Origin of the sequence: Fulvivirga ulvae, from assembly GCF_021389975.1 — a bacterium.
In the GTDB taxonomy this organism is placed as follows: domain Bacteria; phylum Bacteroidota; class Bacteroidia; order Cytophagales; family Cyclobacteriaceae; genus Fulvivirga; species Fulvivirga ulvae.
Map to the genome: position 1 here is coordinate 6,108,695 of NZ_CP089981.1, position 20,901 is coordinate 6,129,595.

15 protein-coding genes are annotated in these 20,901 nt (G+C 43.6%); 3 read left to right on the forward strand and 12 right to left on the reverse strand.

The annotated features are described in order from the left end of the window. The first annotated feature begins 84 nt into the window (after positions 1-84). A complete protein-coding gene (locus LVD17_RS25600; RefSeq protein ID WP_233762736.1) occupies positions 85-2,535 on the forward strand; it encodes a penicillin acylase family protein in 2,451 nt (816 codons plus the stop codon). After that, positions 2,535-2,906, forward strand: a complete 372-nt coding sequence (locus tag LVD17_RS25605; RefSeq protein ID WP_233762738.1) for a hypothetical protein — start codon at positions 2,535-2,537, stop codon at positions 2,904-2,906. The genes LVD17_RS25600 and LVD17_RS25605 overlap by 1 nt, the downstream gene beginning before the upstream one ends. A 45-nt stretch (positions 2,907-2,951) precedes the next feature. On the opposite strand, the gene LVD17_RS25610 is transcribed toward LVD17_RS25605, so the two are convergent. Together LVD17_RS25610 and LVD17_RS25615 are read right to left on the reverse strand one after the other, a co-directional pair. Continuing rightward, positions 2,952-3,950 (reverse strand): phosphotransferase enzyme family protein, encoded by a 999-nt coding sequence (locus LVD17_RS25610; protein ID WP_233762739.1) that lies wholly within the window; start codon positions 3,948-3,950, stop codon positions 2,952-2,954. A gap of 27 nt (positions 3,951-3,977) precedes the next feature. Then, on the reverse strand, positions 3,978-4,508 hold the full coding sequence (locus LVD17_RS25615; protein ID WP_233762742.1) for a DUF4920 domain-containing protein: 531 nt from the start codon (positions 4,506-4,508) through the stop codon (positions 3,978-3,980). Between the two features lie 110 nt (positions 4,509-4,618). On the opposite strand from LVD17_RS25615, the gene LVD17_RS25620 reads away from it, so the two are divergent. Beyond that, positions 4,619-5,185 (forward strand): DUF922 domain-containing protein, encoded by a 567-nt coding sequence (locus LVD17_RS25620; RefSeq protein ID WP_233762743.1) that lies wholly within the window; start codon positions 4,619-4,621, stop codon positions 5,183-5,185. A gap of 31 nt (positions 5,186-5,216) precedes the next feature. Here LVD17_RS25620 and LVD17_RS25625 read toward each other — a convergent pair whose 3' ends face one another. From LVD17_RS25625 to LVD17_RS25665, 10 genes are all read right to left on the reverse strand, one after another. Further along, positions 5,217-6,635, reverse strand: coding sequence for a pyridoxal phosphate-dependent decarboxylase family protein (locus LVD17_RS25625; protein ID WP_233762746.1), 1,419 nt, complete (start codon positions 6,633-6,635; stop codon positions 5,217-5,219). A 61-nt stretch (positions 6,636-6,696) separates the two neighbouring features. Beyond that, on the reverse strand, positions 6,697-8,181 hold the full coding sequence (locus LVD17_RS25630) for a M28 family peptidase (protein WP_233762748.1): 1,485 nt from the start codon (positions 8,179-8,181) through the stop codon (positions 6,697-6,699). 98 nt (positions 8,182-8,279) lie between these two features. Continuing rightward, positions 8,280-9,710, reverse strand: a complete 1,431-nt coding sequence (locus LVD17_RS25635; RefSeq protein WP_233762750.1) for a sugar porter family MFS transporter — start codon at positions 9,708-9,710, stop codon at positions 8,280-8,282. 86 nt (positions 9,711-9,796) lie between these two features. Beyond that, on the reverse strand, positions 9,797-10,621 hold the full coding sequence (locus tag LVD17_RS25640) for a glycoside hydrolase family 16 protein (protein ID WP_233762752.1): 825 nt from the start codon (positions 10,619-10,621) through the stop codon (positions 9,797-9,799). Positions 10,622-10,625: 4 nt separating this feature from the next. Beyond that, positions 10,626-12,908, reverse strand: a complete 2,283-nt coding sequence (locus tag LVD17_RS25645) for a glycoside hydrolase family 3 N-terminal domain-containing protein (protein ID WP_233762754.1) — start codon at positions 12,906-12,908, stop codon at positions 10,626-10,628. A gap of 58 nt (positions 12,909-12,966) precedes the next feature. Then, the gene (locus tag LVD17_RS25650) at positions 12,967-14,079 is read right to left on the reverse strand and encodes a glycoside hydrolase family 16 protein (RefSeq protein WP_233762756.1); all 1,113 of its coding nucleotides are present in this window, start codon (positions 14,077-14,079) and stop codon (positions 12,967-12,969) included. A gap of 70 nt (positions 14,080-14,149) precedes the next feature. Beyond that, a complete protein-coding gene (locus tag LVD17_RS25655) occupies positions 14,150-16,072 on the reverse strand; it encodes a PKD domain-containing protein (protein ID WP_233762758.1) in 1,923 nt (640 codons plus the stop codon). Positions 16,073-16,083: 11 nt separating this feature from the next. Beyond that, the gene (locus LVD17_RS28790) at positions 16,084-16,389 is read right to left on the reverse strand and encodes a RagB/SusD family nutrient uptake outer membrane protein (RefSeq protein WP_502798401.1); all 306 of its coding nucleotides are present in this window, start codon (positions 16,387-16,389) and stop codon (positions 16,084-16,086) included. After that, positions 16,358-17,563, reverse strand: a complete 1,206-nt coding sequence (locus tag LVD17_RS25660) for a RagB/SusD family nutrient uptake outer membrane protein (RefSeq protein WP_502798392.1) — start codon at positions 17,561-17,563, stop codon at positions 16,358-16,360. Before LVD17_RS25660 ends, LVD17_RS28790 begins: the two co-directional genes overlap by 32 nt. A gap of 4 nt (positions 17,564-17,567) precedes the next feature. Further along, complete coding sequence (locus LVD17_RS25665) at positions 17,568-20,654, reverse strand: SusC/RagA family TonB-linked outer membrane protein (RefSeq protein ID WP_233762760.1); 3,087 nt, start codon at positions 20,652-20,654, stop codon at positions 17,568-17,570. Positions 20,655-20,901 lie beyond the last annotated feature (247 nt).

Genomic DNA, 20,901 nt, shown 5'->3' on the forward strand with positions numbered 1-20,901 from the left:
TAATGATTTATAATTACTTTAATGGATCAGGAATTTTTAGAATACTCATTCTTTTCATGACCCCATAAAATCATACTGATATTCATGAAGTTATTCAAATTTTTAGTCATTGTCAGCATTACATTTTTACTCGTCTATGCTTTCAATAACCGTTTAGTTATCCAGGGTACTCCTGTACCTCCTTTAGGCAAATTTCTGGATCCTAACCACGGATTTTGGCAAAATGCCGAGCGGGACAGCTTTCCTTATCAATCTCAGGTGGCGTTAACAGGGCTGAATGAACCCGTAACAGTTAAATACGACGACAATGGCGTCCCTCATATTTTCGCAAACAATAACCATGACATGTATATGGCGCAAGGCTACATTATAGCCCAGCATCGGTTATGGCAGATGGAATTTCAGACGCACGCTGCAGCAGGTAGGGTTTCTGAGATCATAGGTACAAATGGGCTGGAGTTTGATAGGATGCAGCGAAGAAAGGGCATGCTTTTAGGGGCCGAGTCCACATACAATGCCATGCGTACTGATGAAGAGGCAAACAAAGCCATAGAGGCTTATGCGGATGGGGTGAACCAATATATTCAATCGCTCAATTACAAAGACTTACCTATAGAATATAAGCTGCTAGGGTATGAGCCGGAAGAATGGACTCCTCTAAAATCTGCCCTTATTCTTGAATACATGATCAATAACCTGACCGGTTATGATGATGACCTTGAAAACACAAATGCACTAAACCTCCTGGGCAAGGAAACCTTTGATTTTCTTTTCCCTGAATATTTACCCGGTGTAGACCCGGTGATCCCTACAGATGTGAAATCGCCATGGCCTTTTGAGCCGGTTGCAACAGAGGCTCCGGCTATAACCTTGCCCTCCGATAATATTGAGACCACTCTTCCAAAACCAGACCCTGACAACGGAAGTAATAACTGGGCAGTTTCCGGTAGCAAGACTGCCAGCGGTAATGCTATTCTGGCCAACGATACCCACCTGGGATTAAACCTGCCTTCCCTCTGGATCATGTTGCAGCTTCATTCACCTGAGGTGAACGTTTACGGCTTCACTTTTACAGGGGCGGCAGGTATTACCATTGGGTTCAATGATTCAATCTCATGGGGTTTTACAAATGCCCCTCGTGACCATAGGGACTGGTACAAGATCAAGCTCAAAGATGACAGCGGAAATGAATACTGGCATGACGGACAATGGAAGAATACAGAAAAAAGGGTCGAAACAATTAAAATACGAGGAGAAGAGCCCTTTTATGACACCATTACCTTTACACATCATGGCCCGATAGTGTATGATAAGAATTTTGGTGATGAGGATAGCAGAAAAAACTACGCACTGCACTGGATCGGGCACCAACCTTCCAGAGTGCAAAAGGCTTTATTAAAGTTAAACCGAGGCAATAATTATGAGGATTATCTGACTGCTATAGAATATTGGGATGCACCTCCTCAAAATATTGTCTTTGCTTCCGTAGATGGAGACATCGCTTTAAGGGTTCAAGGTCAATTTACAGCAAAATGGAAGGAACAGGGTAAATTCCTGATGGACGGCAGTGATCCTAAAAATGAGTGGCAGACGCTGATCCCCAAGGCGCAGAACCCTTACCAATATAATCCGGAGAGAGGATTTGTAAGCTCGGCCAATCAGCACTCGGTGGACAGCTTGTATCCTTACTGGGTGTATGATGCTTCTTATGAGTATTACAGAAACAGGATAATCAATCAACTGCTTACGTCCATGGACAGCATTACCGTAGAAGATATGATGAAAATGCAATCTAACAGCTACAGTATACTTCCTCAGGAAGTACTTCCTTTATTGCTTGACTCTTTATCAATGGATGGTTTGAGCAACGAGCAAAAAGATGTTGTAGATGCACTAAAAAAGTGGGATTATAACTACCTGGTAGGTCTTAAAGCTCCCAGCTATTTTCAGGCCTGGTGGAACCAGTTGCATACTTCCATTTGGGACGAGTTCCACAGAACTGACCTGGCCCTTGACGCACCCAATGATTATACTACCACCTATATCATCAAAAACTATCCGCAATACAAATTCATTGATGTGGACTCCACCGATCAGAAGGAATCGTTGACTTACCTTATCAATACTTCTTTTAAGCAATCTCTGGCGAACCTGGAAGCCTGGAAGGAAGATAACCAGATAGATTATACCTGGGGCAATTATAAGGGGACATTCATACGACACCTTGCCGATTTAGGTGGCAGCCTGGCCGGTTTTAGCCGATACAATGTGCAGGTGAATGGTGTAGCCGACGCTATTAATTCCACCAAGCGTAATCACGGGCCTTCCGAAAGGTTTATCGTGGAAATGAGTTCTCCGCCAAAAGCCTGGGGTATTTATCCCGGAGGACAATCCGGAAACCCGGGTAGCATCTGGTACGACAATATGATTGACGGCTGGCGTGATGGAGAGTACCTTCCGCTACTGTTCATGCGCGAAAAAGAGGCGAATCAGGAGAAAATATTATTTGATCAAACATTGAAACCCATAGAATAATGAAATTCATCATTCAAACTATATTAATTGGAGTATTATGCTACGTAATCGGTCAATACCTGCCTTTCTGGTCTTTGGCAGCGGTAGCTTTTGTAATAGCAGCTCTTTTTAGACTGAGACCTTTTCCTTCATTTATGTCCGGCTTTTTGGCTGTTTTTGCTTTGTGGTCTTTTTTGGCTTATAGTATAGATCAGCAAACATCCTCTCTGCTGACCAATCGCGTTGCCCAGGTTTTTATGGGTATCCCTAATATTGCGCTTATCTTGATAACGGGTTTTATCGGAGGACTTACAGGGGGATTTGGTGCAGCCTCCGGCACATTGTTCATTGACCTTACGCGGAAAAAGCGGGTACAAAAGTATTATTCATGATATTGTGACAACCTTCTGGGAAAAATCATTCGGGAAGCTGCTGTTTTAGAAATTACAATAAAGCTTTTCCCAATCTTTAACCCAGCCAATCCATTTTTTAAGATGGGCGGCACCAAAGTAGGTATTCGAGAAATCATCAAAGTTTTCGTACTGAAAAGCAAGGTAGAAATTCCAGAACATAACACCCAGATAAGGGATAGCTTCCAGCTCTTCTTCGGATATATTTCTTAATTCCCTGTAACCGGAAACTGCGGTTTGAAATGCGGCATCTGCATCCTCCTTTTTCATGCCTTTGATCACGGTATGGAAAAAATAATGCACCTGAAAGGTCATTAGGTCGTTGACGAGGTAACCTTTGCCACAAAAATCGTAATCAAAAACTGTCAGGTTATCATGTTCATCAAAGTGAAAGTTTTTGGGTAGGTAATCATAATGGCAATACCCATAGCCAAACGATGCCGCATTGAAGCTTTCCAACTTTCGAATCACCCGTTCTGAAATATCCACCAGATAATCATACCCCTCTGTAAAATCTTCAAAAGCCGGTTTAAATACTTTTAATGGCCGGTGTATAGTAGATTCTATGGTATAGCTGTTCCTGTCATAACTCAGGTCCAGGTCAGATGTTATATTATGGTTAAAAGCCATTTCCCTGCCGGTGATCCTGAGTTGTTCATCTGTAAAATCGTAATATACCTTACCGGGAGCGAAAGAAAACAATACTCCATAACGCATGCCTTCCGCTGCCACAAACTCCTGGATTTGCTGGCCTTGCAAATCTTTTAATGGGTAGGATACTCTGGCTCCGTTGCCCTTCAGAATATTAAGCAGTTCAACTTCTGCCTTTATTTCATCGAGAGACCTGTGCATCTCCCTGTAAACTTTAAGGATAAATTTTTCCTGCCGGCTCTTTATAAGATATGTATCACTGACTCCCCTTAACAGGTATTTGCAGGAAGTTTGCCCCAACCCATAATGCTCACTTACAAATCCGTTTAGCGCAGAAGATGATAAAGTGGAATACTGGGTTGGGAAAATTTTCATAGGTTCAAAAGAGTATTTGTACAGGACTTATTCAGTGTCTTTAATAATTACTCCTGTAGCTACAAAAGTAATTTCATCTTTAGGCTCTGTAATGGCTGCAATTTCCTCTTCCGACTTTCCGGCATCTTTGGCAAAGTGCTTTAACGTTTCCACATCAGTGGTTACTTTCTTTGCAATACCTTCCATTACCACAGCCTTTCCTTCTGCTCCTTCTTTAGGCACGAAAAAGCCATAGTCCTTAAAGGTCACCCTCATTTCTTCTTCACCGGGTACTTCTACTTTCATCCAGCAGCCTTTCATTTTACAGGTGGCAAGTATTTCACTCGAAACTTTGACCTGTAATGAATCTACACCGTCCATTTTGGCTAATAGTTCTTCTGCTGATATGGCACCTTCCTCAGTGATTTCTTCACCATAATTGCCGACAACGGCTGGCTCTTCAGTAACTGTACTTACTACTTCTTCCTGCGGCTTTTCTTCGGCGCTCTGTTCATTTTGATTTCCTCCACAGGCTGCCATTATGAGGCAAACGGAAGCTATTACTAATACTTTTTTCATTTTTTTATGTTCTTTAAATGTTCTTGGTTGTCCTCAAAAATAGAATAAAATCAGTATAAATGAATCCCTCATGAACTGCAAGGCATGAATTTTGGTTTTGATCAATGATTATGGTCAAAGCGATATTTTCTACTATTCTGATTTCAGCGTTTTATTATGCTCAGGCTCAACCTCATGGGGAAAATCATGATTCACAATCAGATTATATTGAGTGGACAGCTCATTATAATTTAGGTTGGAATGATTTTCAGGGAAAGCCCGGCCTTGAAGCTATTGGAGATGCTGGTACGGCTGTTGCTATTAAAGCAAAGCCATATATGGTGAAAAACAAAATCTCTTACCATGTGCGCGCACTGTTTATCAAAACAAAGTCCTGGTATCGTGACCAGTCTCCTGCTCTGCTTGCGCATGAACAATTGCATTGTGACATCGCAGAATTGTATGCCAGAAAAGCCAGGAAGAAGATCATGGAACTGTCACTGGCAGGAGTAAAAGACCTCAAGATGTATAACCAGGAAATACAAAAAATCCTTAATGAAAGCAATGCTGCTGACCAAAGGTATGATACTGAAACACTTCATGGAGCAATGGTTAAAAAGCAGAAAGAATGGGCAGATCAGGTAAAGGCCGAGCTACAGTCGCTGCAGCAATTTAAAGATCAGTACATCGACATATAAATCGGCCTTCTGATAATTTACTATCCATTCATTAGTCTCTTAGACCTACCGCAGTTTCCCGGATAATATCCCATGAGCACATTACATCCTCCTCTGTAACATGAGTTTGGCCTGCCACCAGCCTCAGTACCATATTATCCCCTATTTTAGTATGTGTAAGGTACATTTTACCAGATGCATTGAGTGCGTCCATTAATTGTTTATTGAGGTGGTTCAGTGTTTCAACCTCCTCCTCCCCATCCGGTTTGTAACGGAAGCATACAAGGTTTAATGAAGTGGTAAATTCTTCAAAATCTTTATGTTCCCTGATTTTTTCTGAAAGCTTTTCGGCTATACGGATATGGTTCCTCAGGATTGTCTTCATTTCTTCTACACCATAGCTTCTGATCACGAACCACAACTTCAAACTTCGGAATCGTCTGCCTAGCTGAATACCCCAATCTCTATAATCTTTAACCGCACCAGTGGTGTTGGTTTTTAGATATTCAGGAAGGATGCTAAAGGTTTTCACCAAAGCCTGCTCGTCTTTAACAAAGTAAGCTGAACAATCAAAATTGGTCATGAGCCATTTGTGAGGGTTAAACACAAAACTATCGGCATCCTCAATACCTTCAATCATCCAGCGGTATTCTTCAAGTATCAGAGCTGAGCCTGCATACGCTGCGTCTACATGAAGCCATACGCCATGGTCACTGCAAACTTTTACTATTGCCGCGAGTGGATCTATGGCTACCGTACCTGTACTGCCAATAGCCGCAACCACGGCCAGAGGTTGATAGCCCTTTTTAATATCCTCCTCTATGGCCTGCTTAAGTAAAGCAGGTTTTAACGCCATTTTCTCATCTACCCCAATTTTGACCAGGTTGTGCTTGCCAAGCCCCATGATTTTAACTGCCTTTTCAACGGAAGAGTGTGTTTCTTCTGAGCAGTAAACACGCATAGGCCTGTTATTGAAAAGGCCATTGCTGTTCGGTTCATAATCATTTAGTTTTTCCCTGGCTGAAATCAATGCACAAAGTGTGGCGGTAGAAGCAGTATCCTGAATAACCCCTGTAAAAGCAGCCGGCAGTCCAAGCATGTCCCTTAGCCAGATCATCACCTTTTCTTCCAGTTCGGCAGCGGCCGGTGAGGTATCCCATATCATACATTGAGATCCCAGCGCAGAGGCCAGCATATCTCCTAGTAGTGACGGGAAACTGGCATTAGCAGGAAAATAAGCATAAAAGTTCGGACTCTGCCAATGGGTTATACCTGGCATAATGATCTCCTTAAAGTCCTGAAAAATTCGTTCCATTGGCTCCCCTTGCACAGGTGCACTATCGGCTATTTGCTCGAAAATCTCCCCGGGCTGCACCTGAGACTTCACCGGATAGTCACGAATATTTTCATAGTACGACGCTATCCAATCGACCATAGCATGGCCATGCTTTTTAAATTCCTCTATATTCATTCCGTTTACTATCTCTGTTCATAATTCACCGTTTACCGATTACCTATCTGCTGATCACCGTTTACCTGTCCCCATACAACTCCTGCCCTGCTTCATAATACTTATCTCCTTCTACCCAAACCGGGGTTTCTTCATCATTGGCTATTTTTCTGCAGGAGAGCACATATGCTCTAAAAAATTTGAGAAGGTAGTCGTAGTTCAGCGTTTCCGGGTTATCGGTTACCTGATGGTAGTACTTAAACAGCTCTTTATCAAAAGCGGTGAAACCAAGGCTAAAGGTTGGGGCGGGAATTCCTTTGGCTGCAAAGTGAACATTGTCGGAGCGATCGAAAAGATTTTGCTCAGGCGCTGGGTCATCTATGGCGGTAAGGCCTATTGCACTGCACGCGTCTTTGATATTTTGCGAAGCTGTAGTCCGCTCAAGGCCTACTATAGTGGCTTTAGTAGTGTCATTGTAGGAGGCATTGTCACTGTTGAAGCAATAAACTGCTTGCTTTAAAGGTACTAACGGATGTTCCACATACCATTTACTTCCCAAAAGGCCTTTCTCTTCTGCTGTAAACAATATGAACAGGGCAGATCTCTTAGTTGGGTATTTAGCTATGTTTTCCGCAGCACTTAGTACGGTAACTGTACCTACAGCATTGTCTCGTGCCCCATTGAAAATTGAATCCAATTCTGCATTAGGCTTGCCAACACCTACATGGTCATAGTGTGCTGAGTAAATAATATATTCATTTTTAAGCTTGGGGTCAGTGCCTTCCACTATTCCTACTACATTCCGGGAGGTTAGTTTGTTATTGTCAATACCACTGATCACCAATCCCGTCGATACTTCGGTCCCTTTCTCCAGCTCGTCTAAAAGATTGTGATTGGAATCTACCCAAAGGTGTACCGGCCCTCCCACTGGTTCATTCTTATCCCTCAGGGTCATTTTATCATGACTGAGGTATCCTTTAACTGAACTCCAGTATTGTGCATCGTAATCGTGAACTTCTATGAGTGCAATGGCTCCGGCAGCCTGGGCAAACCCTCTTTTTTGTAAAGAGAGCTTAAAGAGGCTTCCCTGGTCTGTCTGATCCGGCGCCCCGGCTTTGGCCAATATGATTTTTCCTTTTACATCGGTCCCTTCGTAATCATTAGACATACCATAGTTAAGGTATACAGCCTGGGTTTCCTTTTCGATATTTTCCGCATTGAATATTGCTACTTGCTGACCGGAAAAGTCCTTCTCTGAAATAGTAACCTTTATTTTGTTGGGCAACGAGGCCTGCTTTAAAAGCACCTGTTGAAAATAACCATTATCCGCTCCGGGAACCGGCTTAACGCCATATCTTTTAAACTCTGTCGCAATATAATCTGCAGCCTTTTCTATTCCAGGCGTTCCCACTTCCCTGCCCCGCAACTCGTCAGAGGCCAGGTAAAAAATATGGGATTTGATTTCTTCTTTTTCAACAGTGGCTTTTGCCTTTTCAAGGTCAGAGGATTGCGCCAGAGATAAATGGCATATGAATAAAGCCGAAAGAATTAAAATGTTTTTTCTCATGCTGGTTGTATTAGGTGTGCTTAAAGTTAGGAGAAAACTTGTCATTTCATAAACAAGATTTCTCCTAACGTTTAATAACCAGCATTAGCGAAGGCAAATTACTTTTCCTCTTTCAACCAGAGGCCGTCCATTTCTTCGAGGGTTTTTCCTTTTGTTTCCGGGATCATTTTCCAGGTAAACAGTATGGTTACAACACAAAGTGCAGCGAATATAAAATACGGCAGTGCGCCATTAAATACTTCTTTATTTACTCCACTTCCATTGATTACCGGGAATGTATTGGCTACAATGGCATTGAACAACCATTGTGCTGCAACGGCTATCGACATAGCTGCACTTCTTACTTTATTAGGGAATATTTCTGACAGTAGTACCCAGGTAACAGGCCCCATTGACAAAGCGAAAGAACCAATAAAGGTCAACATTCCAATAAGGGATATTAAGCCAAGTTGGTTGAGGTAAATAGATACCCCTAACGTTCCTATTCCGAGGAACATACCGATGGTACCCATAATCAAAAGTGGTTTTCTTCCCCATTTATCTACCTGATAAATGGCGACAAAAGTAAACAGGAGATTAACACCACCTAACAGTATTTGTTGCTTAAGAGCATCTTCGGGTCCATACCCTAAAGCGTTGCTGAATATTTCGGCACCATAATAGAGTATGGCATTGATCCCCGTTACTTGTTGAAGTATAGAAAGGGTTATTCCTATAATAAGCACTATACGCATGCTTGGAGAGAATACAGACACTTTCTCTACCTGAGTTTCCCTATACAGAGATTCTTTGATTTCCCTATACTCACGCTCTGCCTCACTGGAAGAGGTTGTAACTTTGGCAAGTACTTTCTTTGCTTCCTCTTCTCTACCTTTCATCATCAACCAGCGAGGTGAATGAGGCACAAAGAATAACAGGATGAAGAAAGCAAGTGCCGGCACGAGCTCAGACCAGAACATGACCCTCCAGCCGGTTTTAACATTATAGTCATGCAGTGCTTCCAGTTCACCAGGGCTCAAGGCAGAGTTATCTCCACCTCCGATAAAATAGGTAGCCAGAAATACAACAAAAAAACCTATAACAATAGCCAATTGATAGTAGGAAACCAGTCTGCCCCGCTCTTTTGGTGGAGCCACCTCTGCAATGTACATAGGAGCTGTCATTGAGGCTATACCTACACCTATACCACCTATAATTCTAAAGATAGCCAGCACGGTAAGCGACTCAGGAATACCGGAGCCCCAGGCAGAAATGGCAAATAGAAATCCTGAAAATATCAGTGAGTATTTACGACTGAACTTTGAGCTTAAAAAGCCCGCCATTAATGCCCCAACAAGGCAGCCGTACAGGGCACTGCTCACGGCCCATCCCTGCTCTCCTTCGGTAAAAGAAAAATATTCTGTAAAATAAAGTTGTGAACCACCAATTACACCGGTGTCGTATCCAAACAAAAGGCCACCAAGGGTAGCCACTACAGTAATTCCAAGGATGAACCTTTTGGAGTTTCCCGTACTTTCGATTTCATTCATGCTGATAATGTTTCTTTTGGTTAGTTGATTTCAAACGTTTGCAAAAACTTTTGAGAGGAATATGAAGTTGATTAAACGTGCGCCCATCAGTGGTTGACAGGCTTTTTTTCTGTCGCATAATTCGCTTCATGGACTCGAATATAATCAATTTCCAGTCTTTGAGGCCATATTTTTTCATCAATTCCATATTTGCCTCCCCAGTCTCCACCTACCGCAAGGTTAAATATGATATGGAACTGCTGATCAAAAGGCCAGCCTTCTCGTCCTTCCCCTTTGTTCTCAATAGTGTAATATTTGTCTCCGTCTACATACCAACTGATGTGCTCCGGCCCCCAGTCTATGGCATAGGTATGAAAGTTTTCATGCAGGTCATCAACATAGATGCTATCGGACTTTTGGGTACCAATACGGTGGTTATATTTTTTAGTATGAATCGTGCCGTAAACCATTCCCTGATTATACCCGACATGCTCCATAATATCTATTTCACCATCCATTGGCCAGTCAAGCGGACGATCTAACGTAGGGAGCATCCAAATGGCCGGCCACGTGCCTTTGCCGTAGGGTAATTTTGCCCTGATTTCAATGTAGCCATATTGCCAGTCGCCCTTACCTGTACTCACCACCTTGGAAGAGGTGTAGCCATAAGATTTTCCCTCCACCTTATGGGCTTCAATGATTAGCCTGCCATTCGTCACCCTTACATTTTCAGGGTTGTCTGTATAGAATTGTAATTCATTATTACCCCATCCGCAGATATGAGGACAGCCATCTCCAAGTTCGAAACCCCACATGGTAGAATCAGGTGCCCCCTCATAGTTGAACTCATCGCTCCAAACTAACTGCCGTTCCTGCGATTTAGCCAGTATTGCCATGCTTAAAAGCAACACGGTTAATATTATCTTTTTCATAAATCTAGTGCTTTAAGTAAAATCCGGATTGCTTTACATCCTCTGAGCTTGACCCAATAAACAGATGGAAAGCTCCCGGCTCGGCTTTGTGAGTCATATCCATAGTATAAAAAGCGAGATCTTCTGAAGTAATTTCAAACTTTACCTCTTTGGTCTCCCCGTTTTTGATCATCAGCTTTTTAAAGCCCTTTAGCTCTTTAACTGGTCTTGTTACACTTCCCACAAGATCCCTGATATACAACTGAACCACTTCTTCCCCGTCATAAGGGCCCTTATTGGTAACCTTTACAGAAGCTTTTAATGCTTGATCAAATCCAATGGTGTCAGCACTTAGCTGTATCTCGGAATATTCGAAAGTGGAATAGCTCAGGCCATGCCCAAAAGGATACAGCGGAGTGTTTTGCACATCCCTGTATTTAGACTTGTAAACGCGTTCGCTTTTGGGTTCAGAATAATCTCCTTCATAGGGTCTGCCGGTATTTTTATGGTTATAATAAATCGGCACCTGCCCCACATTGCGGGGAAAGGTTACGGGCAACTTACCGGAGGGGTTATAATCACCAAAAAGTACATCGGCTGCAGCATGACCGGATTCAGAACCCAAAGTCCATACTTCAAGGATCGCGGCAATGTTTTCATCCAGCCAGCTCAGGTCCATGGCGCGGCCACTCATTACCACCGCTACCACTGGTTTTCCTGTTTCCGCTACGGCCTTCATCAAGTCAAGCTGAATACCGGGAAGCTGGATATTTGAACGTGAGCCTGCTTCTCCATTCATAACAGCACTCTCCCCCACGACCATAACCACCACATCCACAGACCGGGCTACGGTTACTGCATTGGCGATCTTATCCCGGTTATCATCATACAGGTTGCACCCTTCGGCCGAAATTACTTTAGTGTTTGGACCAACAGCATCCTGAATGCCTTTTAAAAAGGTAACAGGGTGTTGTGCTTCTCCAAAAAATGACCATGTACCATTCATGTCGGCCTGGTTATCAGCCAATGGCCCAATAACGGCGATGGTGCCCGCATCTTTATTCAGCGGCAACAACTGACCTTCGTTTTTCAGCATCACTATGGATTTTCTCGCCACATCGCGGGCAACTTCCAGGTGTTCTTTGGCCCGGATGTCCTGAGATTCCCTTACCGTATCACTGTATCTGTAAGGATCATCAAACAGCCCCAGGTCAAATTTTAATTTTAGTACATTTCTGACTGCGGCATCGAGATGTTTTTCCTCTAGCTTTCCTTCTTCTATCAGCCTGGGTATATCGTTGCGGTAAGCGTCGCCCATCATGTCCATATCCACACCGGCTTTCAGGGCCATGGATGCTGCTTCGGCAACGTTGCCCACATTGCCATGGGAAACCATTTCGTTGATAGATTGCCAGTCAGACACTACCATACCTTTAAAGCCCCACTCGCCTCTGAGGATGTCGCGAAGCAAAAATTCGTTACCGGAAGCCGGCACACCATTTAATTCATTAAAAGAAGTCATGATAGTGGCTGCCCCTGCATCAATTCCCGCTTTATAAGGTGGCAGGTAGGTCTCTCTTAAAGACCGTTCTGACATATCCACTGTATTGTAGTCACGACCGCCTTCAGGTGCACCGTAAGCGGCAAAGTGCTTAACACACGCTGCCATGGTTTGGGCATCAGATAGGGATTTCCCCTGAAAGCCACGCACTCTGGCCATAGCAACCTGAGAACCCAGGTATGGGTCTTCACCAGCACCTTCTGCCATTCTTCCCCATCTCGGATCACGGCTGATGTCTACCATGGGTGCAAAATTGAAAGTAATACCGGCCGCTGTGGATTCAATGGCTGCTATCTTCTCTGCCTTTTCTATGGCCTCCATATCCCAACTTGCAGCAGAAGCCAGCGGTATCGGGAAAACTGTTTTAAAACCATGGATCACATCTGCTCCAAAAAGCAGGGGAATTCCAAGGCGTGACTCTTCAACAGCTATCTGTTGTAGCCTTTTCGTATAAGCGGCCCCGTGAACGTTAAAGAGGCCGGTCAGCTTGCCTTGTTTTATCAACTCATCAAACTTGTCTGACTCGGTTGTCCTTACTGTAGGCCCTGTATTGAAAAGGTCACCTACGTAAAAATTCAACTGCCCTACCTTCTCCTCAACAGTCATTTGCCCAATAAGCTTCTCTATCTTTTCATTTTGAGGCTGCTTCCCTTCTGAGGTGGCCTTATCCCCCGACTCCTCAACCGAACATCCTAAAAAAGGCGCTGCTATTGCCGTAAATACTAATGCGTATACTTTTCTTTTCACTTAATCAAAATGTTTTCGCCAGCCTCTAAAAGTAATGCCGACCTGATGAAATACTTGTTTATTGTTCCTGGAAAACCCTCACGTAGTCCACAATCATTTTTTGTGGAAATACTGTATTGGCATCAGGACTCCCCGGCCAGTTCCCTCCTACTGCTACATTGAATATAAAGAAGAAATCATTCTGAAATTCACTCAGGTCAGCAGGTGTAGTGTCTACTTCGTTAAACTTCACATCATCCACGTACCAGGTAATTGAAGTTGCATCCCATACTATTGAAAACACATGGAATTCATCGGCAAATATTCCTGAGCTCAGGGTATAACTGTCACCATAGTTGACATTGCCGCCGCCGTTATCCCAGTGTATGGTGCCGTGCACGGTATTGTCCCTGCCAGTCGCGCTACCACCAATCATTTCCATGATATCGATCTCGCCACATTTTGCCCAGCCAACAGTGTTGAAATTTGAACCCAACATCCATAGCGCAGGCCAAATACCCTGACCTTGGGGAAGGGCAGCCCTGATATCAATCCGTCCGTACTGGAACATCTGATTCCCTGCAGTGATGATCCTGGACGATGTATAATCTCTGCCTCCAAAGCTTTCTTCCTTGGCTGTTATGATCAGGTAGCCGTCCCGGACTTCAGTATTTTCTTCCCTGTAATATTGCAGCTCGTTATTGCCCCATCCATTGCTACCGGTTCCTATTTCATGGGTCCAGTCATCACTTAGAGCAGTTCCCCCGAACTCATCCTGCCACACCAGCGCCATGCCGTCATAGCTTTCAGGGGTGGTATATCCTTCCGAGGGAATATCCGTCGGGGTGCTGTCATCTTCAAGTTGAATGACCACCTCCTTTTCAACACTAACAAACTGATCACTGGTAGCATGTGCCTGAACGATTACTTTATAGGTTCCTGATTCGGTGTATTTATATGTAGCTTTTCCATCATTAGAAATGGTAGCAGCTTCATTGGGTATACCAAAATAGTAGCTGTAAAAATTAACATTATCGGCAGTGGCTGTAAAAGCTACTGACCCCGGATTGTTTTCATCTATCTGGAGGTCGAGTTTCAGGTTTGAGGGTAGGATTAAAACGTCGGAAGAGTCATCATTACCGCACCCACAAAAGGCCACCAACAGAATTATTATTGTTAATACTTGCTTCATAGTCTATCATTAAAAATTTGTAGGGTTTAAAGTTTCTCAGGATCATATTACCCTGAGAAACTTTATTATTTTATTCCGCAACCAAAACAAAGCTCCAGAAAGCACTTCCGTCACCCGCTATGTCAATAGTGATTGAAAGCGTTTCTGTAGTCCCGTTGTTCACGTAGCTAAGCACTTCATAGACAACCGAAGCGTCTGCCGTAGGAGGCGCTGCACTGTACTCGCCTCCATTATATGCCTTGGGTAACGCTATAAAAGCACCGGTACCTGTAACTGTAATGTAGGCGGGATCTGTTTCCGTTGCAGGAGTCAGTGAAAACGTATGTGTTCCTGAACCCCACGGTTCCGCATCGGTGCCTGTCAGGTTGCCTTCATCCTGGCAACCATCAGAAACACCCATATATGCCTCTCCATAAAAATCACCCTGAGCGTTGTACTCGTAAACATTGCCTGTTTTAAAAATGAATTGGTCATTAAACAAACAAGGCCTGTCACCGGATATATCAGCTCCATTAGGGAACCATGCGTCACTTCCTTTGTTGGGACCAACTCCAAATGATCCAGCTGCCGGTTTAAGCTTCCAGATTTTGGATGCCCCACCTGTTAGTGCTACTTCAGTCAATACCGCTTCCTCCGCAGACTGCCTGATATCATCTATGTAAAATGTGCCTCCGTTGTTGTTATCAAAATCAAGGAATATGGCAATTTTATCATATGTACCAGATGTAGCGCTTGAAAAATCAAAAATAAGTTCTTCCCATTCGTTGGTTTTTGTGATATCAGCAAATACTTCAACCGGGGTTGCTGAGCCATCAACAGACTCCAGTTTGAAAAGTGCTTTACCAGTCACAGGAGAATGAACCTTATATTTTATCAGGTTTAGCGTAGAGAAATCAATCTTATCATCTAAAGCGGTTTCTATTCCTGCCCAATTACCTTCTGTACCCTTCACATACTCACCTACCTTCGCACTTGTATTGATCCCCGAAGCATCAGGGTTGTCAATAACCTGATAAGTCGATCCTCCAAAGCCATTGAAAGGAGGTAAAGCACCTTCAAAATCAATTGGCAGTGTTGAAACAGCAGGTGGCGGCGGTGGTGGAGCCGTGAACCCCTCTGGTACCAGTCGTTGATACCAGGCTAATTCCGGATTTGCAGCATCCTCAAACCGAATGAAAAGCTCATTTTCTTCAAGACTTACTATTTTGTAACTGTAGGTTCCGGCAAAATACCCAATAAAGCCTCCATTTTTTATGTTGATTACCTGGTTGCCATCTGCATCTTCACTAACGGACCACGTCAGGTTATCGGGCGCTGTATATGGCGCTGTATAATCACCGGCGTTTTCGTATGCTCCGGGGAAATTGCTGGCCTGTAATGTATTTATGAAAACATCTCCGTCGGTCTCCTGAACAAAACCAAAACCGTCTAGCTTGAAGGTAAATTTATCATTGTATAAACCGGATCCTGCCTTCTCATTAACTCCTGCAGCATACCAGTTGGGGTAGTCACCTACAGCGGGATCAGAAGGGTTTGGACCTACCCCAAAGTGGGCAGCCCTGGTTGCATCTATCACCCATGTTTTTCCATCTACGGCATCAGCTCCGCCTGTAAGCATATTGTAAACAGGTATGTCCAGCAAAAGCGGATTGGTTTCAGCTATTTCAACAGTAGTAGTCGAGGAGATACTTCCTCCTGATGTATACACTGTCAAAGTAACTTCATAAGTCCCCTTGAGAGGAAAAATGCCTGTCACGTCATCGCCTTTGGCCCCACTTCCGTTGCCAAAATCCCATACTTTAAGAAAAGCGGAAGACGAGTTTTTAAAATGTATGATGTTATCGTTTTCGGCATTCACTGTGGTACTTATAGCAGCATCTTCTGCCGTTGGTGGTGGTCCTAATTCAAGATCCTCCTCACCGTGTGGATCACAGGCGGTAAACAATACCAGAAGCGCCAGTATCCATTTGAAATTTATAATTAAGATCTTCATATCTGTGATTTTTAGTAATTATCATTTTGTTTCCAACCGGCACCTGCAAGGTCTATTTCGATCTGAGGGATCGGAAACACCTCATGTTTACCGGCTACGAAACCATCGATATTGGCAGCAGCCTGTCCTGTTCTTACCAGGTCAAAAAACCTGTGCCCTTCTCCGGCAAGTTCTACCCTTCGCTCTTTAAGTATGGCATCAGTGAGGTTCTGGCCAGTCAAACTAAGCTGATCAAGATCAGCCCTGTCCCTTACTTCATTTAAATACCCCAGGGCTTTGGAGTCATCAATACCCCCCCCTGTTGAGTGCTTCGGCAGCCATCAGCAGTACGTCCGCATAACGGATAGCCCTGTAGTTTACCGGACTGGTCAGGTGTACATCGCCCAAACCAATATCATTAGCTCTGGGGATGTATTTGTGATTGTAATATCCTGTGTGCTCATAACCTTCGGTATAGGTAACTTCTTCCTCCTGAGCAGCCGCAAAGGCTTCAATGTCAAGGATAGTAGGCTCAAAACGCAGATCGCCAGACTCAAAAGCATCGACAAGGTCTTGAGTAGGTACATTAAAACTAAAACCATCTGCATACAAAGGCCCGTCATATCCTCGAATACCATTGAAGCCTACGGCAACATTACCTTCCACGCATTGCAGGCACTCAAAACCTGCACCTTCCTCATTGGTGTACTGGATCTCAAAAACTGACTCTATGTTATTTTCATTTTGGGTCAGGAAAAGGGTACTGTAATCATCAAACAGATCGTATACCCCTAAACCTATTACCTGCTCCAAAGCGTTTGCTGCCTCTGAGAATTCATCCTGGTACAGGTGTGCTTTACCGAGCAGGGCCAATGCGGCTCCTTTGGTAGCTCTGCCAACCTGGGCAGGGGTTACGTCAAGATTTGCAGCAGCATACTCAAGGTCTTTTTCTATTTGGGTATAAACCTCAGACCTGGGTGATCGTGGGATAGAGCTGAGCCCTTCGAAAGTTGCCCTTTCATCAACAATAAGTGGCAAGTCTCCAAATATCTTGACGAGTTCAAAATAGTAGTAAGCTCTCAAAAAAGCAGCTTCAGCTAATACCTGCTCTTTACCTTCAAAGTCGATCTTGTCTTTGTTTTCAAAAATGTAGTTGGTGCGACTTATTCCTGCATACATCCATGACCAGATGTTGCGCAACTGGTCATTCACTGCACCATGTCGCATATCGTCGATCTCTTGCAGGGCAATTACATCATTAGCGTTTTCACCTCCAGCCAGTGTATTGTCGGAAGCTATGTCTCCAACCCAAACATTGATGTATGAAGCCTGCAACAAATCATAGGCTCCCACAACTGCGTCTTCGTAATCTTGTGGTGAATTGAAATAGCTATCTGCATCAATTGTAGCCGCCGGATCAATATCTACGTAGTCATCACTACAGCCCAAAATACCTAACTGACAAATTGTCACAAGTATACATTTCAAATATCTTTTTGTATTGATAATCATGATATTAGAATATTAAATTTAAACCTAACATGTAAGTACGTGGCTGAGGGTAAAAGCCATAGTCAATCCCTGAGGAAAGTGCTTCCCCGCTTGATACATCGGGATCGTAACCTCTGTATTTGGTGTAGGTGTACAGATTATTTACCGAAGCATAGATCCTGAACTTGTTAATTCCCACTCTTTCAGTAAGCTCTGCTGGTAAGGTATATCCTAGCTGAATATTCCTTATACGCGCGTATGAGCCATCTTCTACATAATAATCGGAGATCAGATTATTGTTATTAGCCCCGGTAGTTACTTTAGGGTCAGTATTGGTAGAACCTGCACCTGTCCATCTTTCCAGGGTATGAGCCGACTTGTTGGTCAATGGAAGAAAACGGCTATAGTTTCTCAAAATATCATTGCCCAATGCTGAATAAATATTGGTGGAGAAGTCAATATTCCTGTATCTCACATTTAAACTAACGCCCATCGTAACATCAGGTATCGGACTACCAATCAGCGTTTTATCATCATTATTATCAAGCTCTACTACACCATCTCCATCGCCGTCTTTATATTTAAGGTCACCGGGCGAAGCATTTTGCTGAGCAGGGTGCTGATTAATGTCTTCCTGGCTCTGGAACACACCTTCAGTTTCCAGTCCGAAGAAATAGCCAATGGGATAACCCACCTCAAACCTGGTTGCGGTCTGGCCTATTCCAAAACTTCCGCCCGGAATAAAGTCTACACCATTAGCCAACTCAACAGTTTCATTGGTCAGTGTACTCAGGTTATAGTTGACACTGAACTGCACATCATTGCTGATCTCACCACTGTAGCCAACTATGAACTCAAAGCCTCTGTTTTCTATGGTTCCTGCATTAATAAATGGAGCTGCACTTCCGGGAGCACCTGACCCCAAAAGGCCTGATACCTGCGGTTGAAGCAAGAGGTCTTCCGTACGCTTAACAAAGTAATCTACGGAGGCAGATACCTTTCCTTCAAACAAACGAAGATCAAAACCGAAGTTAGCTTGCTTTAGTTGCTCCCATTTTACATCCGGGTTGGATATCCTGCCAGGGGCACGGCCTGTAACTAATTCACCATTCAACACATAAACACCTTCACCATTAAGCAAGCCTCTGTAAACGAAGTCCTGGATTTTGTCATTACCGGACACACCATAACTGGCCCTTAATTTCAAAAGGTTAATGAAGCTTACATCAAAAAATGACTCGTCTGAAACTATCCAGGCAGCAGAGGCCGAAGGGAAGTATCCCACGCGGTTATTCGGGCCAAACCTGGTTGAGGCATCTCTCCTGACAATTAATGACAGTAGATAGCGGTTTTCATAATCGTACTGTACTCTTGTAAAGTATGACAACTGCCTGAAATCATATTGGTATGAAGTAGCAGTGTTTTCATCATTATTCGGATCTGCCGCAGAAATATCTGCGAACTCATATGAATTGTAAGGAATATCAAAAGCTGTACCTGTCAAAGACTCTCCTCTTTCCTTTCTAACTGACATACCGAGCGTGACATCAAACCCATGTTTTTCGTTTAATACCTTTTTATAATTCACAAAGGTTTCCCATATATTATCATAGAAAATTTGCTGGGTTTCCGATACCGAATTAAATACCGTCTGCACCTGTGAGTTAGTAAGGGTATCGAGTTTCGTGATCGGATCGAGGTTAGCATTTAAAGTGTTGTTTTGAACTTTGTTTTGACCATAATAGACATAAGGATTAAAGGTCTTATTTCTGACATTGGCATAGTTGTAACCAAAACGAGTTGTGACCTTCAGGTCATCCAGGATGTCATAGGTCAATGACAGCTTGCCCGTCAGCTTATCCACCCTGTTTCTGTTAAAGGTATTCGCAATCTGAGCCAGCGGGTTGATCACTTCCGAACCCAGGCCATCAGCAAGGGTAAAATTGCCATCCTGATCATAAACTGACATGGTTGGTGCCATATTGATGGTATTGTACAACACCGAGGCCTGACCATTTTCAGGTAGCGTACGCCTTGTTTCATTAGCGTAAAGGAGTACGTTTTGGAAAGTCAGCTTGTCTGTTAGCTCCGTAGTGAGATTCATCCTGGTGTTGTATCGCTGGAAGCTGGCTTTATCACCACCAACAATACCTTCCTGGTCAAAGTATGACCCTCCAATGGAATAAGTTGTTTTCTCTCCCCCACCGTTAACAGACAGGTTGTAGTTCTGAATTGGCGCCCTGTCAAAAACTTCATCCTGCCAGTCAGTACCTTCTCCCAGATTTACGTTAGCAAATGGAGGAGTTTGCCCTCCATTGGCGAAAGCCTCATTAGCCAGCACTGCATATTCTGTTGCATTAAGTAGTGCCAGTTTCCTGGAGGTTTCCTGTATACCATAGTAAGAGTCAAATGTAAAACGAGGTGCTGTATTTTGTTTTCCTTTTTTGGTTGTTATCAAAATCACACCATTGGCTGCCTGTACACCATAGATAGAAGCTGAGGCATCTTTCAATACATTTACAGATTCTATATCATTTGGGTTTAATGCACTTAAGCCATCAACAGAGTATGGTACATCATCCACCAGTACAAGCGGGTTGTTATTACCATTAGTGGTTATACCCCTGATCCTGATATTGGCACCTCCTCCGGGAGACCCCGAAGCCGTAGTAACATTCACACCGGCCATCTGGCCTTGCAGCGCCTGCTCTATCCGCGTAGGGTTAAGCGCCTGAATTTCTTCGGCCTGTACCACCGACACGGCTCCTGTAAGTTCCTTTTTAGTGGTGGTACCATAACCAATCACTACTACTTCATTGAGTGCCGTAATATCGGGTATCAATACCAGGTCAATGGTAGTGCGGTTGCCTACATTGATCTCCTCGGTCACATAGCCGATAAAGCTAAAGATCAATGATGCATTTTCGGGGACTTCAAGTCTGTAATTACCGCTGATGTCGGTAACCGTTCCCTGGCTGGTTCCTCGAACCAGTACGTTTACCCCTGGCAGTGGCTCGCCAGTCTCATCTTTTACTGTACCGGAAACTACACCCTGTGCATAGGTAAGTGTAGTAAGGAGCAGCAAAAGTGCTGTTAGTAAAGAGTTCTTCATATTATATTAATTGGTTGAGGGTTAATGAAATGGATATCACTCCATTCCAGCCATCAAGGAAGATGAAACCGCACGTAAAGGCAAAAAACATACTACATCATAACTACATCAACCCCACTTTTCCTTTTTATCAAAACTTCATCAAAACAACTAGAAATAAGCCGTTTAGAAGTATTCAGAGGCACTGGAAACGTTTCCGGAACTGCATGTTCCTAATACTTCACTATTCTATTCTAAATACATCATT